Below are 17,568 nucleotides of genomic sequence, written 5' to 3'. Positions count from 1 at the left end.
GCGGCCTACTGGTTGGGGAGCCGCACGGGCATCAGCAGGTACCTGTAGTCTTCCCTGTCCTCACCCGTGACGTCATCCTGGGCGGACATGACCGCAGGTTTCGGAGGTGAGGTAAAGGAGAAGCGCACATACGGGCTGCTGAAGGCACCCAGACCCTCACTCAGGTAATGGGGGTTGAAGGCGACGGTGATGTCGTCGCCGTCCAGGGTCGCTTCGATGGCCTCGGATGCCTGTGCGTCTTCGCCGGTGCCGGCGTCGAGCGTGACCTGACCATCGGTGAAGGCGAGGCGGACGGGTGTATTCCGCTCTGCGACGAGGGAGACACGACGTACCGCTTCGACCAGGGTGCTGGTCTGGACCGTTGCGTGGATCGGGGTCTTCTCCGGGAAGAGCGAACGGATCTTCGGGTAGTCACCATCCACGAGGAGCGAGGTGGTGCGTCGACCGCCTGATTCGAATCCGATCAGTTCCGAGTCCGCTGAGAACGCGATGTTGAGGTCCCCGGCCCCGCCCAGTGTCTTCGCCACCTCGTTGAGGGTCTTCGCCTTAACGAGTGCGCTGGTCGAGATGCCAGGGGTGGTCGGCTTCCAGGACACTTCGCGGAGCGCCAGACGGTACCTGTCGGTTGCGAGCAGCGTGATGAGATCGTCCTCGATCTCCATGCGGACACCGGTCAGGATGGGCAACGTGTCATCCCGGCTGGCGGCGATGATCACCTGGGAGACGGCCTGGGCGAACGCTTCTCCGTCCACGACACCACTGACGTCGGGCAGCTTCGGTAGCTCCGGGTATTCACCTTCCGGCATGGTGGCGAGGTTGAAGCGGCTGTTCCGGCAGGTGAGGGTGACCTTGGAGCCGTCGGTGGCGACCTCGACGGGAGCGGACGGAAGGCTGCGGCAGATATCGGCGAGGAGCCTGCCTGACACGAGGATCGTGCCTTCTTCGAGGACATCCGCGGCGATCTCGAGGCGCGCGGAGATCTCGTAGTCGAAGCTGGCGAGGCTGAGTGTTCCTGCTTCCGCCTTGATGAGCAGTCCTGCGAGAACGGGCACCGGCGGGCGTGGAGACAGCGAGCGTGCGGTCCAGGAGACAGCCTCCGCCAGTACATCCCGCTCAACTCTGAATTTCACGGAGCAGTGCCGCCTTTCAAAAAAACAGCCACCGGCGCAGCCGGCGGGTGATGGGTCCAACGTCGTCCACGGAGGTGCCCGGGCACGGGGAACTACAACCCTACTGGGTGAAAGCTTAGCCGGACATCGCGTCCGCGAAGCGGGGCGGAGGTCCCGGGGATCGGCGTGGGGCGGGACGTGGAATGTTATCTGAAGAACTTTTGAAGTTTAAGGTTCGTAGTGTTAATAACTGCTGTGGATTCTGTGGATAACCCGCTGCGGCCGCGGGCTTGCACCGAAGTGGCCTGTGGACAAGGTGTGGGTCGGCAGAACGGTCGACAGGAGCCTCCTGTGGGCAAGATCCTTGTAATTCCGGGCATCCACAGGGTGGAGGGGGTTTGTCCTCAGGATGACCGGGCTGAGGGAGGGGTTTATCCACAGCTGTGTCCACACCTGTTAATTACCGACGGGGGCTCTCGCTCCGATAGGCGGGCTCACGTTTCGCGTTGTTTGTGCTTGATCCGGTTGGTCAGTTCAGTGACCTGATTGAAGATCGCCCGGCGTTCGGCCATGAGTTCCCGGATCTTCCGGTCCGCATGGATGACGGTGGTGTGATCACGTCCGCCGAGTTCGGCGCCGATCTTCGGAAGCGACATGTCCGTCAGCTCCCGGCACAGATACATCGCGATCTGCCGTGCAGTGACAAGGGTGCGTGTCCGCGACTTGCTGCACAACTCCTCCATGCTGATCTGGAAGTAGTCGGCCGTCTGCGCCATGATCACCGTCGACGTGATCTCCCGGGCGCCGTCGTCGGAGATGAGGTCCTTGAGGACGATCTCCGCCAGGTTGACGTCGACCTGCTGCCGGTTCAGGCTGGCGAACGCCGTCACCCGGATCAGAGCCCCCTCGAGCTCCCGGATGTTGGTGGCGATCTTCGAGGCGATGTACTCGAGGACGTCGTCGGGCGCGCTCAGACTGTCGCTGATCGCTTTCTTGCGCAGGATCGCGATCCTTGTCTCCAGTTCGGGTGGCTGGATGTCGGTCAGCAGACCCCATTCGAAGCGGGACCGCATGCGCTCCTCGAACCCGATCAGCTGCTTGGGTGGCAGGTCCGACGTGATGACGACCTGCTTGTTGTGGTTGTGCAGCGCGTTGAAGGTGTGGAAGAACTCCTCCATCGTCCGGTCCTTGCCGGAGAGGAACTGGATGTCGTCGATGAGGAGGATGTCCACGTTGCGATAGGTCTGTTTGAAGCTCGATCCCTCGTCGTCCCGGATCGAGTTGATGAAGTCGTTGGTGAATTCCTCCGAATTCACGTACCTGACCCTGATACCCGTGTACAGATGGCGGGCGTAGTGCCCGATGGCGTGCAGGAGGTGTGTCTTCCCGAGGCCCGAGTCGCCATAGATGAACAGGGGGTTGTAGGCCTTCGCCGGTGCTTCGGCGACAGCCACGGCAGCAGCGTGGGCGAAGCGGTTGGAGGATCCGATGACGAAGGTGTCGAAGATGTACTTCGGGTTGAGCCGGCCGAACTCGTGCGAGTTGCTCGGTGGTGTCGGCGACGGCTTCGTCTCGCCCTTGGGTTCCGGGGAGGATTCCTCCGGTTCGGGATCCGGTTCCTCCTCCCTGACGGGGGTCAGCTCCGGGTCGATGACGAAGGCGCACTGGATGTCCTCGCGGAAGACATCGTGCAGGGCTTCGTCGAGCGCACTCTTCAATTGCGTCTGCAGCACTTCACGCGTGAGTTCGTTGGGAACTGCGATCAGCATGGTGGTACCGATGAGCCCCTGCGCCTGGGCCAGGACCATGAAGCCCCGCTGCCGTGGAGTGACCCGATCGTCCTGCTCGAGGGTCCGGATGACTTTACGCCAGGAGCTCCCTACGTCGTTTACCTCATCTGTACCCACGGAAAACCCCTCTTGGCTCTGCAATCCACCCTCGAAAAGGTCCGTCATCCACAGAGTTGTACACAAGCGTGGATAAACGGACCATGGCAAGACTAGAGGATGGAAATTACAGAAGATAGCGGACCTACGGGGCCTGCACGGGGGTGTGAAGACCCTCACGGGGAGCTCGGGAGCGGGCGTGTACTGTTGGTCCGGCACCGGTTGTCCACAGGCTGTAGAGAACGATGGTCCACAGCCGACCTGCCGCGAGTTTGACGCCCCTGAGCCGCGTCCCCTAACGTTATGTAGTCCAACATGTCTGCATTTCGCATGCCATCACAGATGTTCCCGGGTACGAAGTGGCCTCGGGATGTGACAGCTCTCCCGCGAGTGTCGGATGTACACCTTCATCGCGTCAGTCTGTTCTTCCCCCTTGTTGCAATGGGCCGGACGCATCTCAAGATCGTTCTGGAGTAACTACAGTGAGCAAGCGGACCTTTCAGCCGAATAACCGCCGTCGTGCCAAGAAGCACGGTTTCCGTCTTCGCATGCGCACCCGCGCAGGCCGCGCCATCCTGTCGGCGCGCCGCGGCAAGGGCCGTACCGAACTCTCGGCCTAAGCGGTTCCCTCCCCGCCATGCAGCCCTCGGGTGATCACGCCGGCGCAGGCTCTCCTCTTCCCTCCGTGGATTGGTCCGTCCTGTGCTCCCGGTGATCCATCGGGTGCGAGCAGCGGCGGATTTTGCACGTACCGTACGTTCCGGTGTCCGTTCAGGGCGCCGGAACGTCGTGCTATACGGGTGCAGGACGCCGGCGGACGCACCCTCCCGGGTCGGTTTCATCGTCGGGAAGAATGTCGGGAACGCCGTCGCGCGGAACCTCGTTAAGCGAAGGCTGCGCCATGTCATGGCGGAGTGGATCCGGACACACCCGCAGGGTTTCGACGTCGTCGTCCGCGCACTTCCCGCCTCGGCCGGCGCCGAGTGGGCAGAGGTGCGCCGGGACGTGACGGGAGGCCTCGCCGCGGTGGCACGGAAGCTGGAGCGGCCGCAGGTCCCGGAGAAGGAAGGCAGAGTATCGTGAGGAAGGTCGCCGTCGATGTGCTGGCCTTCCTCAGCGGTCTGCCACGCCTCGCAGCGATCGGGCTCCTGATCGCGTACCGGAAGGTCGTCTCTCCGCTGTACGGCCAAGTGTGCCGGTTCTACCCGAGTTGCTCCGCCTATGCATTGGAGGCGGTCACCGTCCACGGTTTCCTGAGGGGAACGTGGCTCGCCGCACGGCGGGTGGCCCGCTGCCACCCATGGAACGACGGCGGCGTGGACCACGTACCCGCGGGTTCCAGGATATTTCCGGACGGGAAAATCCCTTCGATTGTTGTGTTGAACCACCCGGTCATCCCGGCCGATGACGAAAGCCGCCCGGCGGCTCGAGGAGCAAACTGATTATGGGTTTTTTTGAGACGATCCTGGCGCCGTTCAGGTGGCTCGTGTCGTGGATCATGTTCATGTTCCACGAGGGCTTCTCGTTCCTCGGAATGGACCCGGCATCCGGGTGGACCTGGGTGCTCTCCATCGTCGGCCTCGTCGTGGTCATCCGTGCTGCACTGATCCCGGTCTTCGTCAAGCAGATCAAGGCGCAGCGCGGGATGCAGGCCCTGCAGCCGGATCTCCGCAAGCTGCAGCAGAAGTACAAGGGCAAGACCGACCAGCTCTCGCGCCAGGCCATGACGCAGGAGCAGATGGCGCTCTACAAGAAGCACGGGACGAACCCGTTCGCTGCCTGCTTGCCGATCCTGATCCAGATGCCGTTCTTCTTCGCGCTCTTCACGGTCCTCAACGGGATCTCCCGCGCGAGCGAGGAGGGCATCGAGATCGGCGCCCTGTCCCCGGAGTCCGTCCGCCAGTTCGACGACGCCACCATCTTCGGTGCTCCCCTCTCGTCCACCTTCCTCGGCAGCTTCGGAGCCGACGGGAACATCAGCGTGATCATCCTCTCCGTCATCATGATCATCGCGATGACAGCTTCTCAGTTCATCACGCAGAAGCAGATCATGGCGAAGAACATGTCCGAGGAGGCCATGCAGAGCCCCTTCATGCGTCAGCAGAAGATCATGCTCTACATCCTCCCGTTGGTCTTCGGGATCGGTGGCATCAACTTCCCGATCGGTGTCCTCGTGTACTGGACCACCACCAATGTGTGGACCATGGCCCAGCAGTTCTACGTCATCCGGAGGATGCCGACGCCGGGATCGCCCGCTGCGAAGGCACTGGCTGATCGCCGCGCCAAGAAGGGTCTGCCCATGGTGCCGCTCCTCGGTGAGCGGAAGACCGAGCCCGCCATCGAGTCCGTTCCGGAGGCCCGGGTGCAGCGCGTCCAGCCCCAGCGGAAGAAGAGGAAGAAGCGATGAGCGTAGACAACGAAGAACAGGCTCCCGAGCTCGACCCGAACGGGATGGACCAGGGTGAGTCCGAACAGGCGGAGACCTCGGAAGTGGACGCCCACGAGGTGAATCCTGCCGAGGAGACGGAGGGTCCGGCGGGATCGAGGTCGTCGAGACTGGACGAGGAGGGCGATGTCGCTGCCGATTATCTCGAGGAACTCCTGGACATCGCCGATATCGACGGGGATATCGACATCGAGGTGCGAAGTGGCCGCACCTACATCTCCATCGTGTCCGAGGGGTCCGCGGACACAGGTCTCGGGGCACTCGTCGGCGCCGATGGGGAGGTCCTCGAGGCACTGCAGGAGCTCACCCGACTCAGTGTCCTGACCGCGACCGACGCCCGGTCCCGGCTGGTGCTGGACGTCGACGGCTATCGTGACAAGCGTGGGCGGGAGCTGACTGCGGTAGCGCAGGAGGCCGTCGACAAGGTGAAGGAAAGCGGCGAGGATGTCGCCCTTGCTCCCATGTCCGCCTACGAACGGAAGATCGTGCACGACGTCGTCGCCGATCTCGGGCTCGTCAGTGAGTCCGAGGGCGAGGGTCAGGCGCGACACATCGTCGTGTCGCCGAGCGATGACTGACAGCCCGGATCAGGAGCCGGGGGGGATTCCTGAACCCAGTCGGCACGAACTCGCCGCGGCCGAGAGCATCTTCGGGGGCCGGATAGAGACTGCTCGCTCCTTCGTCGCCCATCTCGCATCGTCCGGCATGGAACGGGGTCTCCTGGGGCCACGGGAGGTCCCTCGACTGTGGGGACGCCATGTTCTCAACTGCGCGGTGGTCGCCGACCTGATGACGGCGGATACAACGGTCGTGGACGTCGGAAGCGGTGCCGGCCTGCCTGGCGTGGCGATCGCCATCGCCCGTCCGGACCTCGAGCTGCACCTGGTGGAACCCCTGGAGCGGCGGGTCATCTGGTTGAACGAGGTCGTCCGGGACCTCGGACTCGAGAACGTGACGGTTCACCGGGCGAGGGCAGAGCAAGTAGTCGGTGCTGTCGCAGGCGACTATGTGACGGCCCGCGCGGTGTCCGCCCTCACGACGCTGGCAGGTTGGACAATTCCCCTGGCTCGCCCGGGCGGAGAGGTGCTCGCGATCAAAGGGCGTGGCGCGTCCGAGGAGATCGAGAAGGCGAAGAAGGTCATCCGGAAGCTGGGAGGCGGAACGCCCGAGATCGTGACGATCGGCGATTCATTGCTGGAGGAGCCGACGACGGTGGTGCGGATTCCCGTACGGATCCGCTGATCCCCGTTCCCCTGCTCGCGCAGGCTCACCCACCTCTCCGACAGATGGCGGCTGTGTCACACTCTGTTCCGGCTACCCTTGTAGATAACGACGTCTGGCATGTGAGAGTGAGCAACTGAGTGACCATCAAGGACGCCCCCGTGAAGAAGATCGAGACCCATCGGGCCCTCGGCAACAAGCTTTCGGTCGGCCTGCGCGAAATACAACCGGGAGTGTTTGCAGATCCTGCGAATACTGGAGTTGTTCCACGTGAAACTGTGGCAGCGCACAGCAAGACGGTCGGCTCTGCCGATACAACGACGAAGAAGGCGACCCGGGGCGGAAGCGTGATGGAGACGATGGACGACTCGTCGCCTCTCGGACGGGAGCTGGCGAACGAAGCGAAGCGTCGGGAGAAGCTGATGGGCAAGCAACTCCCCAAGCCGCACAACACGCGCATCATGACCATCAGCAATCAGAAGGGCGGGGTGGGCAAGACGACGACGACGGTCAACATCGCCGCCGCGCTGGCCACCGCGGGGCTGCAGGTCCTCGTGATCGACATCGACCCCCAGGGCAACGCCTCGACCGCACTCAACATCGACCACCATGCTGATGTTGATTCCATTTACGACGTTCTCATCGATGACGTTCCCCTCCGTGAGGTGGTTGCGCCTTGCCCTGACGTTCCCAACCTCATCTGCGCGCCGGCGACGATCCATCTCGCTGGGGCTGAGATCGAACTGGTGTCCCTGGTTGCGAGGGAGCAACGCCTTCGCCGTGCCATCGATGTCTACGCGAAGGAAAGGGAGGAGAAGGGCGAGCCACGGCTGGACTTCGTGTTCATCGACTGTCCCCCCAGTCTCGGCCTCCTCACCGTCAATGCTTTCGTGGCGGCCAAGGAAGTGCTGATCCCTATCCAGTGCGAGTACTACGCGCTCGAGGGATTGAGCCAGCTCCTGAAGAACATCGAGATGATCCAGAAGCACCTCAATGCGGATCTCGCTGTCTCGACCATCCTCCTGACCATGTACGACGGTCGGACGAACCTCGCGGCGCAGGTCGCGGCTGAGGTACGGGAGCACTTCCCTGAGCAGGTCCTGAAGGCTGTGGTTCCTCGCTCCGTCCGCATCTCCGAAGCCCCCAGCTACCAGCAGACCGTCATGACCTACGATCCCTCCTCGAGTGGTGCGCTGTCGTATCAGGAAGCCGCCGCGGAGATCGCTTCGCGTTCATAGGAGTTGCGGGTCCGGGTGATCCGAACCCCTGAACTGTACTGGTGGGCTTTCGGTCCACACCCGGAAGGAATGACATGGTTGAGAAACGGCGCGGATTAGGTCGAGGACTGGGTGCTCTGATCCCCAGTGCACCGACGGAGAAGGAGCAGGTCCTCCCGGCAGCGGAACCGACGGGTGCGACCGGAGAGGTTCCCCAGACGAACAGCAACGACCGCAAGCAGGGAGGGCGGCCTGTCGACCTGTTCTTCGAGCGCGTGACCGAGGACGACGTGGCAGAGCAGCCACGATCGTACTCGTCCGCCCTGCGCAGTGGGATCAACAAGAATGTTCTGGATGCCCAAACGAAACGAGTTGGGAAGACCGTTCGAAAGGCGGCGTCCGGTGTCGGCGGGAAGCAGCCGTCGAAGTCTGAGGCAGGGAACAACGACGAGCCGAGGTCGGCCGGCGACCCACCGATGCCGACGTCTACGGAGTTCGGGGAACAGAGCGAGATCCCGGCACTGGACGCGGTTGAGCCGAACGCCGCGACGGAATCCGTTGTGTCGCAACGCCCGGAGGACGACCAGCCGCTGCAGTCGCCCACCTCAGATCCTGATTCCACAGGCAAGGAAGAGGGATCGCTTCGCCGCGGTCCTGCCGGATCGACTGAGCGTGTTTCACGTGAAACGTCGAGCAGTGACGCGTCCGAGGGGGCGGTCAGTGCCATGGACACGAGGGGTGCCGGCGCCGCTGAAGGTCTGGTCGAGGTACCTGGTGCGAGCTTCGCGGATCTCCCGCTGGACGCCATCCATCCGAACCGCAAGCAACCTCGCGTCGAATTCAACGAGGATGAGCTCTCGGAACTGGTGCATTCGATCCGCGAGATCGGGGTACTACAACCGATCGTCGTGAGGCCTTCCCAAGAGCCGGGTGAACCCCGATATGAACTGGTCATGGGTGAGCGCCGTTGGCGAGCCTCGCGTGAAGCCGGGATGGAGACGATCCCGGCGATCATCCGCGTCACTCTCGACGATGACCTCCTGCGTGATGCCCTGCTGGAGAATCTTCACCGGAGCGCGTTGAACCCACTGGAGGAGGCGGCGGCATATCAGCAGCTTCTCGAGGACTTCGGGTGTTCGCATGACGAATTAGCCGGACGCCTGGGAAGATCCCGTCCTCAGATCTCCAATACTCTGCGCTTGATGAAGCTACCGCCGCTCGTTCAGCGCCGGGTCGCCGCAGGGGTTCTGTCCGCAGGCCACGCCCGTGCGCTACTCGGCCTTGCAGACCCTGTCGACATGGAGAAGCTGGCTCAACGAATCGTCGCCGAAGGTTTGTCTGTTCGGTCCACGGAGGAGATTGTTGCTCTGAGTGGTGGTTTGAGGCGGGCTTCGAAGCCTTCCACACCGAAGGACGGCGCTCGTCATGAGCGGCTCGACTATCTGGCTACGTCGCTAGCCGATCGGCTGGACACCAGTGTGAAGATCACCCTGGGTGCAAAGAAGGGCCGTGTCAGCATCGAGTTCGCCAGTGTTGATGACCTGAACAGGATCATTGGGGTTCTCGCCCCCACCGCCGAGTAGGTATTCGTCCCTCGCGTACGAGCTGCAGGAGCTGATGTTGTTCTTCTCAGCAATGGTCCGTGCGGAGTTGCGTCTTGGTCCCAGAGTTTCACGTGAAACCTGACCGCGGGAGGATCGGAGGGGCTGTGCATCGAGCAGTTCCTCCGTCGCTCGGCGGGAGATTCCTCCATGCTCCTGGCGGAAACTCCACCCGGAAAGGTCATGCTCGCACGATGACAGCATGCTCCCTCTCCTCATGGGGAGGCTTGATGTCGTTGCGGCCGTGCGTTCGCGCAAGCGCGTGACCGTCGAGTTGAACGCTTCGCGAGGTTTTGGGCTCGAGCACTGCCGCCAGATTGCCAGGAAAGACTTCAGTGGCCGTGGGATCAGTCCGAATGAGCTTGACGTGGCTCGTAAGACCATGGCCGTGGCCACGGGCAGCACGAGGCTATCTGAAGCAGTCAGGATTCACTGGGGCGGCGTACGTAGGTGTGCAGCTGGCAGCTAGCTTGCAGAACCTGTTGGCTCCCATGATCAGCCGGCGGGCGCCGACCACTGCAATCCGTGGGGCTCAGTACATGTTCCACGTGAAACCGGGCTGCTTCGATCTTGATGTTGTCGCGATCGCTCTCCCATGAAGCATGTCCCCCAGAACAGGGCAGGTGCGTCGCTTCTCAGGGACTTGGTCCGCCTGATGCGGGCATGCTGCTACCGAATACTGCGTGCGTCGGTGCTCCTACTACCAACGGAGTTCACGGCTATCGAGCCAGCAATCGAACGTGTGAGGATCGGCTGAACGAACGTCCGATGGGACCCCCTACTCTGCTACAGGAGTGCACGCTCCTCATCGAGGGCACCGGCCGCGCGCGGATCCCCTCCCTTCCGGTCCGTGCGATTCCTACCTGTCGGGCCGACGATCAGGATAGGCAGCTTCGAGTTACCCCTAGTACGTGCTGGCCCGGAATCAGTACGGGATCCCGTAAGGCAAGATGCGGCTCTCTGTTGATGGGAGCGCTATTGTGGTTCCACGTGAAACGCTATCCAATGCTGTGAAACGTGACTCGATGCTTTGGAGGGCCTCAGTTGTCACCGCTTCTTCTTCTTGCGGCTTAGTTGCGAATGGATCAAGCAGAGGCGAGCAACCACGCGCCGATGCCGGACCGATCGTTTGGCCAACTCGCAGCGGGTCAGTCTTCTGTCTCCGCCCTCTCGTTTCACGTGAAATGTCCAAGGGAGAACAGTGATCGAAGGGCTGATGCTTCGCTCTCAGGGAGACAGGTAGAGTTTCGGGACTATACGTGGACGTGATGCTGCAGACCGGTCGAGCAATGTGCGGACGATGCACTGTTCATCGATTCAGCGAGCTGAGGAACTCCTGGCAGGAGCGCCGTCCCCATCCCGATTCCACGGGAGAGCAGCGTAGGAAAAGGCGCTTGGAGTGGCGCCGAGCTTTATGCCTGACCTCTACCACCATCGTGAAAGAGGGCGACGCCATCGCTCCGTCTTCGTGTGCAGCATGTACGGTCTTCGTTTGTGGCGTATTCGAGGCTGCTATTGCTGAGGTGCTTGATCAGGGAGCCTTCGCCCTATGTTTTTGTTGGAGGTCCCGGTGTTGGCCCCAATGCGCGGAGATATGGCTTCCCAGCCGCCCACCAGATCACTGGTGACATCGCCCTGAACTGGATGCAATTGGTCTGAGGTGTTTTTGCGATGCTGTACCCGCAAACAGGTTCTTATGGGTTTCACGTGGAACATGGATTCCTCATGACAGGACCACCTGGAGCTCGGCGTCTGTCGCAGGAGCCGATACGCGCCTCCGCTGTTGTCCGGTGGCATGGCCTCCGCCCGATGACTGCAGAGCTCGTCGCAAGGATGATGCTCTTCTCGCTGGTATTGCGGTCGCTGTCCTCAATCTGATTGAGCTAGCGATGCCGATTCTCGCTCCTCGGGCAGGAACCCCACAGGAGCCGTACAGGAGCCGTACGAGGAGTCGTACCTGGAGTCGCCGCTCACCACGCGCGTGCCGCGCATCGGGTCCAGACGGTCCGGAAGTCTGTTGCAGGCGCAGCACTTGTGGTGTGGCTGACCAGGCCGCTCATAGGCCACGTCTATATCTCCACGACAGCGGGGCCCCGAGCGGAGCGGGCCACGAGACATCACTGACCGGAAGGGAAGCCAAGCTCCCCCGATGCCCTCCCGGCCTCATCAGGGTCAGCTCTTCGGACGCACGTCGTTCACTGCGCAGAGGACATGGATCGAGCCATGGTGGCGGCGGTCGGTCGGCACACCGCCCAATGTGGTGCACGGAGGCAGACCTGACATGTCGTCGACTCTCAGTCCTGTCACCCGTGCGGTCCACAGCACGAAAAAGGGACCCGCCTTCCGGCGGGTCCCTCAGTACGTCAGGCGATCAGTTGATGAAAGCTGCGAACTCCTGCTCGAGTACCTGCTTCGGCTTGGCGCCGATGGAGGTCGCCGCGACCTCGCCTCCCTTGAAGACGTAGACGGCGGGGATCGAGGTGATTCCGTACTTGGCGGCGATAGCGGGGTTGTCGTCGACGTTCACCTTCACGACGTCGACCTTCTCGGCGTGCTCGGCTGCGATGTCGTCGAGGATCGGCGAGAGCATGCGGCAGGGGCCACACCACTCTGCCCAGAAATCGACGATGACGGGCTTGCTCGCCTGCAGGACGTCGGCGTCGAATGACGCGTCAGTCACATCCTTTGCATTGCTCATTGCGTTACTCCTTGTGATTGATCGATCAGAGGGAAGCGTTCTCGGACACGGCTTCCGCCGGAGGCGTCGGCACGCGTGCTGCTGTCTGGGATGCGCTCACGGTGTCGGCCAGGTAGTGCTCGACGTCGAGGGCGGCCACGCATCCGCTGCCGGATGCGGTGATTGCCTGGCGGTAGGTCGGGTCGATGACATCGCCGGCGGCGAAGACGCCGGGAACCGAGGTCTTCGACGTCCGCCCCTGGACCGCGATGGTGCCTTCCACCGTCAGCTCGAGCTGGTCCTTCACGAGATCGACGCGAGGATCGTTGCCGATGGCAACGAACACCCCGGTCACCTCGATATCACTCGTCGTGCCGTCGGCGATATTCGCCAACTTGAGTCCGGTGACCTTGTCGGACCCGTGGATGCCGACGACCTCGGAGTTCCACAGGAAGGAGATCTTCTCGTGGGCGAAGGCGCGGTCCTGCATGATCTTCGACGCGCGGAGTGTGTCGCGGCGGTGGATCACCGTCACCGACCGCGCGAACTTGGTGAGGAAGAGCGCCTCCTCCATGGCAGAGTCACCGCCGCCTACGACGGCGATGTCCTGGTCGCGGAAGAAGAAGCCGTCGCAGGTGGCACACCAGCTCACACCGTGACCGGACAGGCGCTTCTCGTCGTCCAGACCGATCTCGCGGTACTCGGATCCGGTCGAGATGATCACCGATCGGGCCAGGAATTCCTCGCCCGTTGCGATGGTGAGCTTCTTGACGTCTCCGGAGAGTTCCGCCTTCACGACGTCCTCGTAGAGGATCTCGGTGCCGAATCGGCGGGCCTGCTTCTCGAACTGCTCCATGAGGTCCGGGCCCATGACGCCTTCCGGGAACCCGGGGAAGTTCTCGACATCCGTGGTGTTCATGAGCTCACCACCGGCCTTGACGGAGCTGGCGATCATCACGGGCTTCAGGTTCGCACGCGCCGTGTACACGGCCGCCGTGTAGCCGGACGGCCCCGATCCGACGATGATGACGTCGTGGATCTTCTGCTCGCCTTCCGTGCTCTGGGCGGTGGGCGCGTCCAACTGGACCTCGGTTTGGGTTGTCACGTTCTCGAAAGACCTTTCTGTCTTCTCCATCGCTGATATGGCCGGTCCGGTCACATCCGCGGACACTTCCCTCAACGGAACCACACATACGCTTATTCCGTCGACGACGCCGGCCGGTGCTCGACGACGATTCCCTGTCGGGAGTGGAGCACCCGGTACTCGGCGCGGTCAGCTCACCCGGATCTCGGCGATCCTCAGGCCGAACGGATACTGGGCCTGGATGTTCGACAGGCGCGGCAGCTGGGTGAAGTTCACGATGACGAAACGGCCGGTGCGCGGTCCGTCCGCTCCTGCGGGGATGGGCAGCGAGACGGTGGGGGACGTGAAGCCGCCCTGGGCGATCTGCTCCGCACCCTCGAGTGTCGGCTGGTCATTGACGAGCACGGAGAAGCTTCCGCCGGCTCCGTTGAGCTGGTCGATGGCCACCTGGGCGATGGTCGACTCCTCTTCCAGCTGGACGACCAGTGCAAGGTTGGTCGCCAGTCCGCCGAAGCTGTCGCTCGCGTACACCTGATTGCCCCAGAAGGTCGCCGGGTTGCCGTCGATGATCGACGGCAGGGTGACATCATTGGCCGCGTCGAGCCCCGGGTTGTCGGGCACCACACGGGTGATCCCGGTGATGACGGGAGTGACGGGCGCGGGTGTGGGCTCGGCGGAAGCAGTCTCGGCCGGGGCCGGCGCGGTGGCGTCCTCCGTTGCGGGAGCGGCGCTGGCCTGCTCCGTCGCGGGGTCGGCGACAGGGCTGCCGTCGAAGATGGATCCGAGCTGTGTCGCCGCGAGGACCACCGCGACGACGAGGACCACGGTCAGCACGACACCCACGAGGACCCGGGTGAACCTGCGACCGTTGCTGTCTTCGTCGTCGTACTCGTCCCGATCGGTGTCGTCGTACCCGTCGCTGTCGTCGCTGACGTCCCTGTCTCCCGAGAGCGGGAAGAGGGAAGCCGCACGGGCGGACGACGACGGCGACGAGGAGGCCGCGGCCGTTCCGGCCGCCAGGCCTGCCGCTCCCGCTCCGACGGCTGTTCCTCCGGCACCCGATGCGCGGCGGTCTGCGTCCTCGGAACGCCGTTCCTGCTCTTCGGAGGCTGCTCCTCCGGCACCCGATGGGCGGCGGTCGGCGTCCTCGGAGCGCCGGTGCGGCTCGTCGGTGGCTGCTCCTCCCGGGCGGCGGCTCGGCGGCGGCGGAACCCGGTGGGAGGACGGTCGGTTGTCGGGTGCGGCCTCCGCCTGGACGGGCGGAAGGTCCGAGGTGCCGTCCTGCCGGGAATCCTCCGCGCCGTGGCGTCCGAAGCGGTTACGGAGACCCGAGATGCGCGGCCTCCGCTGGTGCCGGTAGTCGTGGTCGTCCTCGTGGTCGTCGTCGTAGGACTCGGGTTCGGTGGATCGCGGGCCGCCGAAGATCTCCGAACCGAGCGTGTCGGTGAAGAACGGCTCCACGAAGGGCTGGTCCTCGCGCGGCGGATCCTGCTGGACGATCAGGTCCAGCATGTCCGCTGCCGGGGTGCGGTTGGTGACGAGGTAGGTGCCGGTGTCCGTGATGCCGAGATCGAGCACCTGGATGGCACTGTTCCTGTCTCCGGTCGCCAGGTCACGAGCGCTGGCCGCCACCTGCGAGGCGTTCCCGGAGGAGGCGACGAGGATGCTGACGGGCCGGTTGAGGACCTGATCGACGCCGTCGAGCACGAGATCCTTCTCAGCAGATGCCAGTACGTAGGCGGTCACCTTGTACCGGCCGCCCAGCACTGAACCGACGTCTACTGCTTCTGGCACGTGTTCCTCCCGCAAGCATGGCTGATTTTTACCCATGCTACCGGTCGCCCCGGCGTTTCCCGGGCGGTTGGGTCAGGCGCCGCTCCGGCGGAAACGCGCGAGGAGAGGGCCTGCGAATTCATCGAGTTCGCGGATCCGGAGCAGTTTCAGCATGCCCAGGTACACCACTCCCATCAGCACACCACCGATCGCGAGGACCAGCAGGGCGTTCAGCTTCGACTGCCACAGGAAGCCGTCGGCGTCGTAGCCGCCGAACGCCCAGCACAGCGCCGTACCGGCGAGCGCGGCGACGATCCCGGCGACGGCCAGGCGGACATGGACGTCGAAGACGTGCCCGGCACCGTAGCGGCCGATGGACCGGGTGAGGAAGGTATGACTCACGGCCACCGCGATGACGTTGCCCAGCGAATAGGCGACGGCCAGCATGGGGACGATCAGGCGGGGGTCGAACATGCCGGCGACGAGGGCGAGCACCACCCCGACGACCGAGAGGACGAGTTGGATCTTCAGGGGCGTCTTCACGTCCTCTCCGGCGTAGAAGACCCTGGTGAGGAAGAAATTGGCGCTGAGGAATGGCGCCCCGATCGCGAGGATCGCGATGATCACACCGTTGAGGGCAGCGCTCTCGGCGGATTCGCTGAAGAGGACGCCGAGGGGACCCGCGAAGGTCAGCAGTGCGGCTGATCCGAACACCGTCGCGACGCCGATGATCCGCAGGCCCTGCGACAGGGTCGCGCGGACCGCGGGGAGGTTGCCGTCCGCGTGTGCGGAGGAGAGCTGGTTGAACATGACCGTGGCCAGGGACAGGGCGATGACGGCGTGCGGCAGCTGGTACACCATGGAGCCGAACTCGAGGTTGGTCAGACCGGCGATCTCGACGGGTGGATCCTGCGCGAGCAGGGCCGGGCGGGCATCGGTGGCGATGGTGGCGACGCGCTGGTTGACGAGATAGAGGCCGTTGCCGATCAGCATCGTGACGATGGTGACGGAAGCGAGCCTGCCGGTGCGGCCGAGCCCCGTTCCACGCAGGCCGAACTTCGGCCGCAGCCCGAGACCGAGCCGCTTGAGGGGGATGAACAGCACGAGCGCCTGGATCACGATACCGAGGGTGGTGCCGCCGGCGAGAAGCAGGGTCTGCGTCGATGTCCAGGTCCCGGGACTGTGCCGCTCTGCCTGCTCGCTCCCCATCAGGACGATGAAGACCACCAGGAAGGCGATCGACACGATGTTGTTGACCACCGGCGCCCACATGTACGGACCGAAGGATCCGTTCGCGTTGAGGATCTGCCCGGTCACCGCGTACATGCCGTAGAAGAAGATCTGCGGCAGGCACCAGAACGCGAAGGTGGTGGCAAGGGCGAGCTTCTCGCCCGTGAAGCTGGTGGTGACCCCGACGATGAAGGGGGCTGCGAGGGTCGCGAGGACGGCGAGGACCAGGAGCGCCATGGCCGCGAGGGTCAGGAGCCGGCTGACGTAGTCCGCGCCGCGGTCGGGTTGGCGGCTGGCCCTGATGATCTGCGGGACCAGGACGGCGTTGAACACGCCACCGGCGAGCATGAGGTAGAGGAAGTTCGGAAGGTTGTTGGCCGAGGTGAACAGGTCCGAGACCTGGCCCGAGGCGCCGATGGCGGTGGCGAGCAGTGCCACCCGGACGAGACCGAGGATCCGGGAGACGAGGGTCCCGGCGGCCATGATGGCGCTCGACCGGGCGGTCGAGCCGCTGCGGGGAGCGGACGGATCGTCGCGGACGGGCCCTCGGGCGTCATGGAGGGGGATCGAGGCGGTGTTCGTGTCAGACATCGCTTCCCATCGTCTCACCCCACGGCCCGACGACGGCGACGGGTCACTGCGGGGCGGGCAGTACGGGAGCGGCCGGGTCAGAGGTGTTCGGGAAGGACTTCGCGGGCGAGGTCGGCGATGCGGCGCTCGTTGGGGAAGGACAGCCGGCGGCCGAGCTCCTGCAGCGGCACCCAGGCGACGTCGACGGCCTCGTGGTCCGGATCGTTCTCGATGGTCAGGTACCCGCCGGTCGCGATGAGGAGGTAGTGGTGCACGGTCTTGTGCACGCGGTGGCCGCTGACCGTGAACCAGTAGTCGATGCTCCCGAGCGCCGAGACGATCCTGCCCTCGATGCCGGTCTCCTCGGCGATCTCGCGGACCGCCGCTTCCTCGTTGTTCTCCGCACCCTCCGGATGGCCTTTCGGCAGACACCATTCGAGGCGTCCGCCGCGATTGAGTCGGGCGATGATGGCGACGTCGAGGGTCTCCCTGGAGGCATCGATGACGATCCCCCCGGCCGAGACCTCCTCCACCGTGGGGAGCTGGTGCTGTACGGCAGGCATACCCGTGGTTCCCATTGACACTGTCAACGGGGTGCGCTTCGGAGCACTCGGAACGGGCCGGTCCATACCGACCACTCTAACGATCTTTAAGCGGAGGGGATGACGGCGCGGCCCGGTGCGGAGCCGCTGGCAAGCCCGGGCCGCAGCCGTCGCGGACCCGCTCACGGTGTGGGAAACGGCGCCCCATCTGG

The 17,568-nt window shown here is 64.0% G+C and carries 15 protein-coding genes; 8 read left to right on the top strand and 7 right to left on the bottom strand.

The features are described from left to right. Nucleotides 1–5: 5 nt before the first annotated feature. Together dnaN and dnaA are read right to left on the bottom strand one after the other, a co-directional pair. The gene (gene dnaN, locus FNH21_RS07830) at nt 6–1,130 is read right to left on the bottom strand and encodes a DNA polymerase III subunit beta (protein WP_191931704.1); all 1,125 of its coding nucleotides are present in this window, start codon (nt 1,128–1,130) and stop codon (nt 6–8) included. Between the two features lie 473 nt (nt 1,131–1,603). Continuing rightward, nucleotides 1,604–3,064, bottom strand: coding sequence for a chromosomal replication initiator protein DnaA (gene dnaA / locus FNH21_RS07825; RefSeq protein ID WP_152813582.1), 1,461 nt, complete (start codon nt 3,062–3,064; stop codon nt 1,604–1,606). A gap of 413 nt (nt 3,065–3,477) precedes the next feature. Between dnaA and rpmH the strand changes: the two genes are divergently transcribed. The 8 genes from rpmH to FNH21_RS07785 all read left to right on the top strand — a co-directional run bounded on the left by rpmH (nt 3,478) and on the right by FNH21_RS07785 (nt 9,462). Beyond that, nucleotides 3,478–3,615, top strand: coding sequence for a 50S ribosomal protein L34 (rpmH, locus tag FNH21_RS07820; protein ID WP_022892375.1), 138 nt, complete (start codon nt 3,478–3,480; stop codon nt 3,613–3,615). An 82-nt stretch (nt 3,616–3,697) separates the two neighbouring features. Next, nucleotides 3,698–4,078, top strand: coding sequence for a ribonuclease P protein component (rnpA, locus tag FNH21_RS07815; RefSeq protein ID WP_191931703.1), 381 nt, complete (start codon nt 3,698–3,700; stop codon nt 4,076–4,078). Then, nucleotides 4,075–4,437 (top strand): membrane protein insertion efficiency factor YidD, encoded by a 363-nt coding sequence (gene yidD, locus FNH21_RS07810; RefSeq protein WP_422108752.1) that lies wholly within the window; start codon nt 4,075–4,077, stop codon nt 4,435–4,437. The genes rnpA and yidD overlap by 4 nt, the downstream gene beginning before the upstream one ends. A gap of 2 nt (nt 4,438–4,439) precedes the next feature. Next, entirely contained in the window at nt 4,440–5,402 is a 963-nt protein-coding gene (gene yidC / locus FNH21_RS07805) for a membrane protein insertase YidC (RefSeq protein ID WP_152813578.1), read from the top strand. Beyond that, a complete protein-coding gene (locus FNH21_RS07800; RefSeq protein WP_152813576.1) occupies nt 5,399–6,019 on the top strand; it encodes a Jag family protein in 621 nt (206 codons plus the stop codon). Before yidC ends, FNH21_RS07800 begins: the two co-directional genes overlap by 4 nt. Further along, the gene (gene rsmG / locus FNH21_RS07795; RefSeq protein ID WP_152813574.1) at nt 6,012–6,683 is read left to right on the top strand and encodes a 16S rRNA (guanine(527)-N(7))-methyltransferase RsmG; all 672 of its coding nucleotides are present in this window, start codon (nt 6,012–6,014) and stop codon (nt 6,681–6,683) included. Before FNH21_RS07800 ends, rsmG begins: the two co-directional genes overlap by 8 nt. A gap of 329 nt (nt 6,684–7,012) precedes the next feature. Next, nucleotides 7,013–7,900 (top strand): ParA family protein, encoded by an 888-nt coding sequence (locus FNH21_RS07790; protein WP_152814221.1) that lies wholly within the window; start codon nt 7,013–7,015, stop codon nt 7,898–7,900. A 74-nt stretch (nt 7,901–7,974) separates the two neighbouring features. Then, nucleotides 7,975–9,462: a ParB/RepB/Spo0J family partition protein gene (locus tag FNH21_RS07785; protein WP_152813572.1), complete on the top strand. Its 1,488-nt coding sequence runs from the start codon at nt 7,975–7,977 to the stop codon at nt 9,460–9,462. 2,389 nt (nt 9,463–11,851) lie between these two features. Here the strand turns inward: FNH21_RS07785 and trxA are convergent. The 5 genes from trxA to FNH21_RS07760 form a co-directional block, all read right to left on the bottom strand. Then, entirely contained in the window at nt 11,852–12,178 is a 327-nt protein-coding gene (gene trxA, locus FNH21_RS07780) for a thioredoxin (protein ID WP_152813570.1), read from the bottom strand. Nucleotides 12,179–12,203: 25 nt separating this feature from the next. After that, nucleotides 12,204–13,262, bottom strand: coding sequence for a thioredoxin-disulfide reductase (gene trxB, locus FNH21_RS07775; RefSeq protein WP_422108751.1), 1,059 nt, complete (start codon nt 13,260–13,262; stop codon nt 12,204–12,206). Between the two features lie 168 nt (nt 13,263–13,430). Next, the gene (locus FNH21_RS07770) at nt 13,431–15,035 is read right to left on the bottom strand and encodes an ABC transporter substrate-binding protein (protein WP_191931702.1); all 1,605 of its coding nucleotides are present in this window, start codon (nt 15,033–15,035) and stop codon (nt 13,431–13,433) included. Nucleotides 15,036–15,107: 72 nt separating this feature from the next. Further along, nucleotides 15,108–16,835: a murein biosynthesis integral membrane protein MurJ gene (gene murJ / locus FNH21_RS07765; RefSeq protein WP_152813565.1), complete on the bottom strand. Its 1,728-nt coding sequence runs from the start codon at nt 16,833–16,835 to the stop codon at nt 15,108–15,110. Nucleotides 16,836–16,912: 77 nt separating this feature from the next. Continuing rightward, nucleotides 16,913–17,392, bottom strand: coding sequence for an NUDIX hydrolase (locus FNH21_RS07760; protein WP_241742758.1), 480 nt, complete (start codon nt 17,390–17,392; stop codon nt 16,913–16,915). Between the last annotated feature and the right edge of the window lie 176 nt (nt 17,393–17,568).

This window comes from Arthrobacter bussei (genome assembly GCF_009377195.2).
GTDB lineage: Bacteria > Actinomycetota > Actinomycetes > Actinomycetales > Micrococcaceae > Arthrobacter_D > Arthrobacter_D bussei.
Note: the sequence above shows the minus strand (reverse complement) of the source record. Positions and strands in the feature narration are given on the sequence as shown.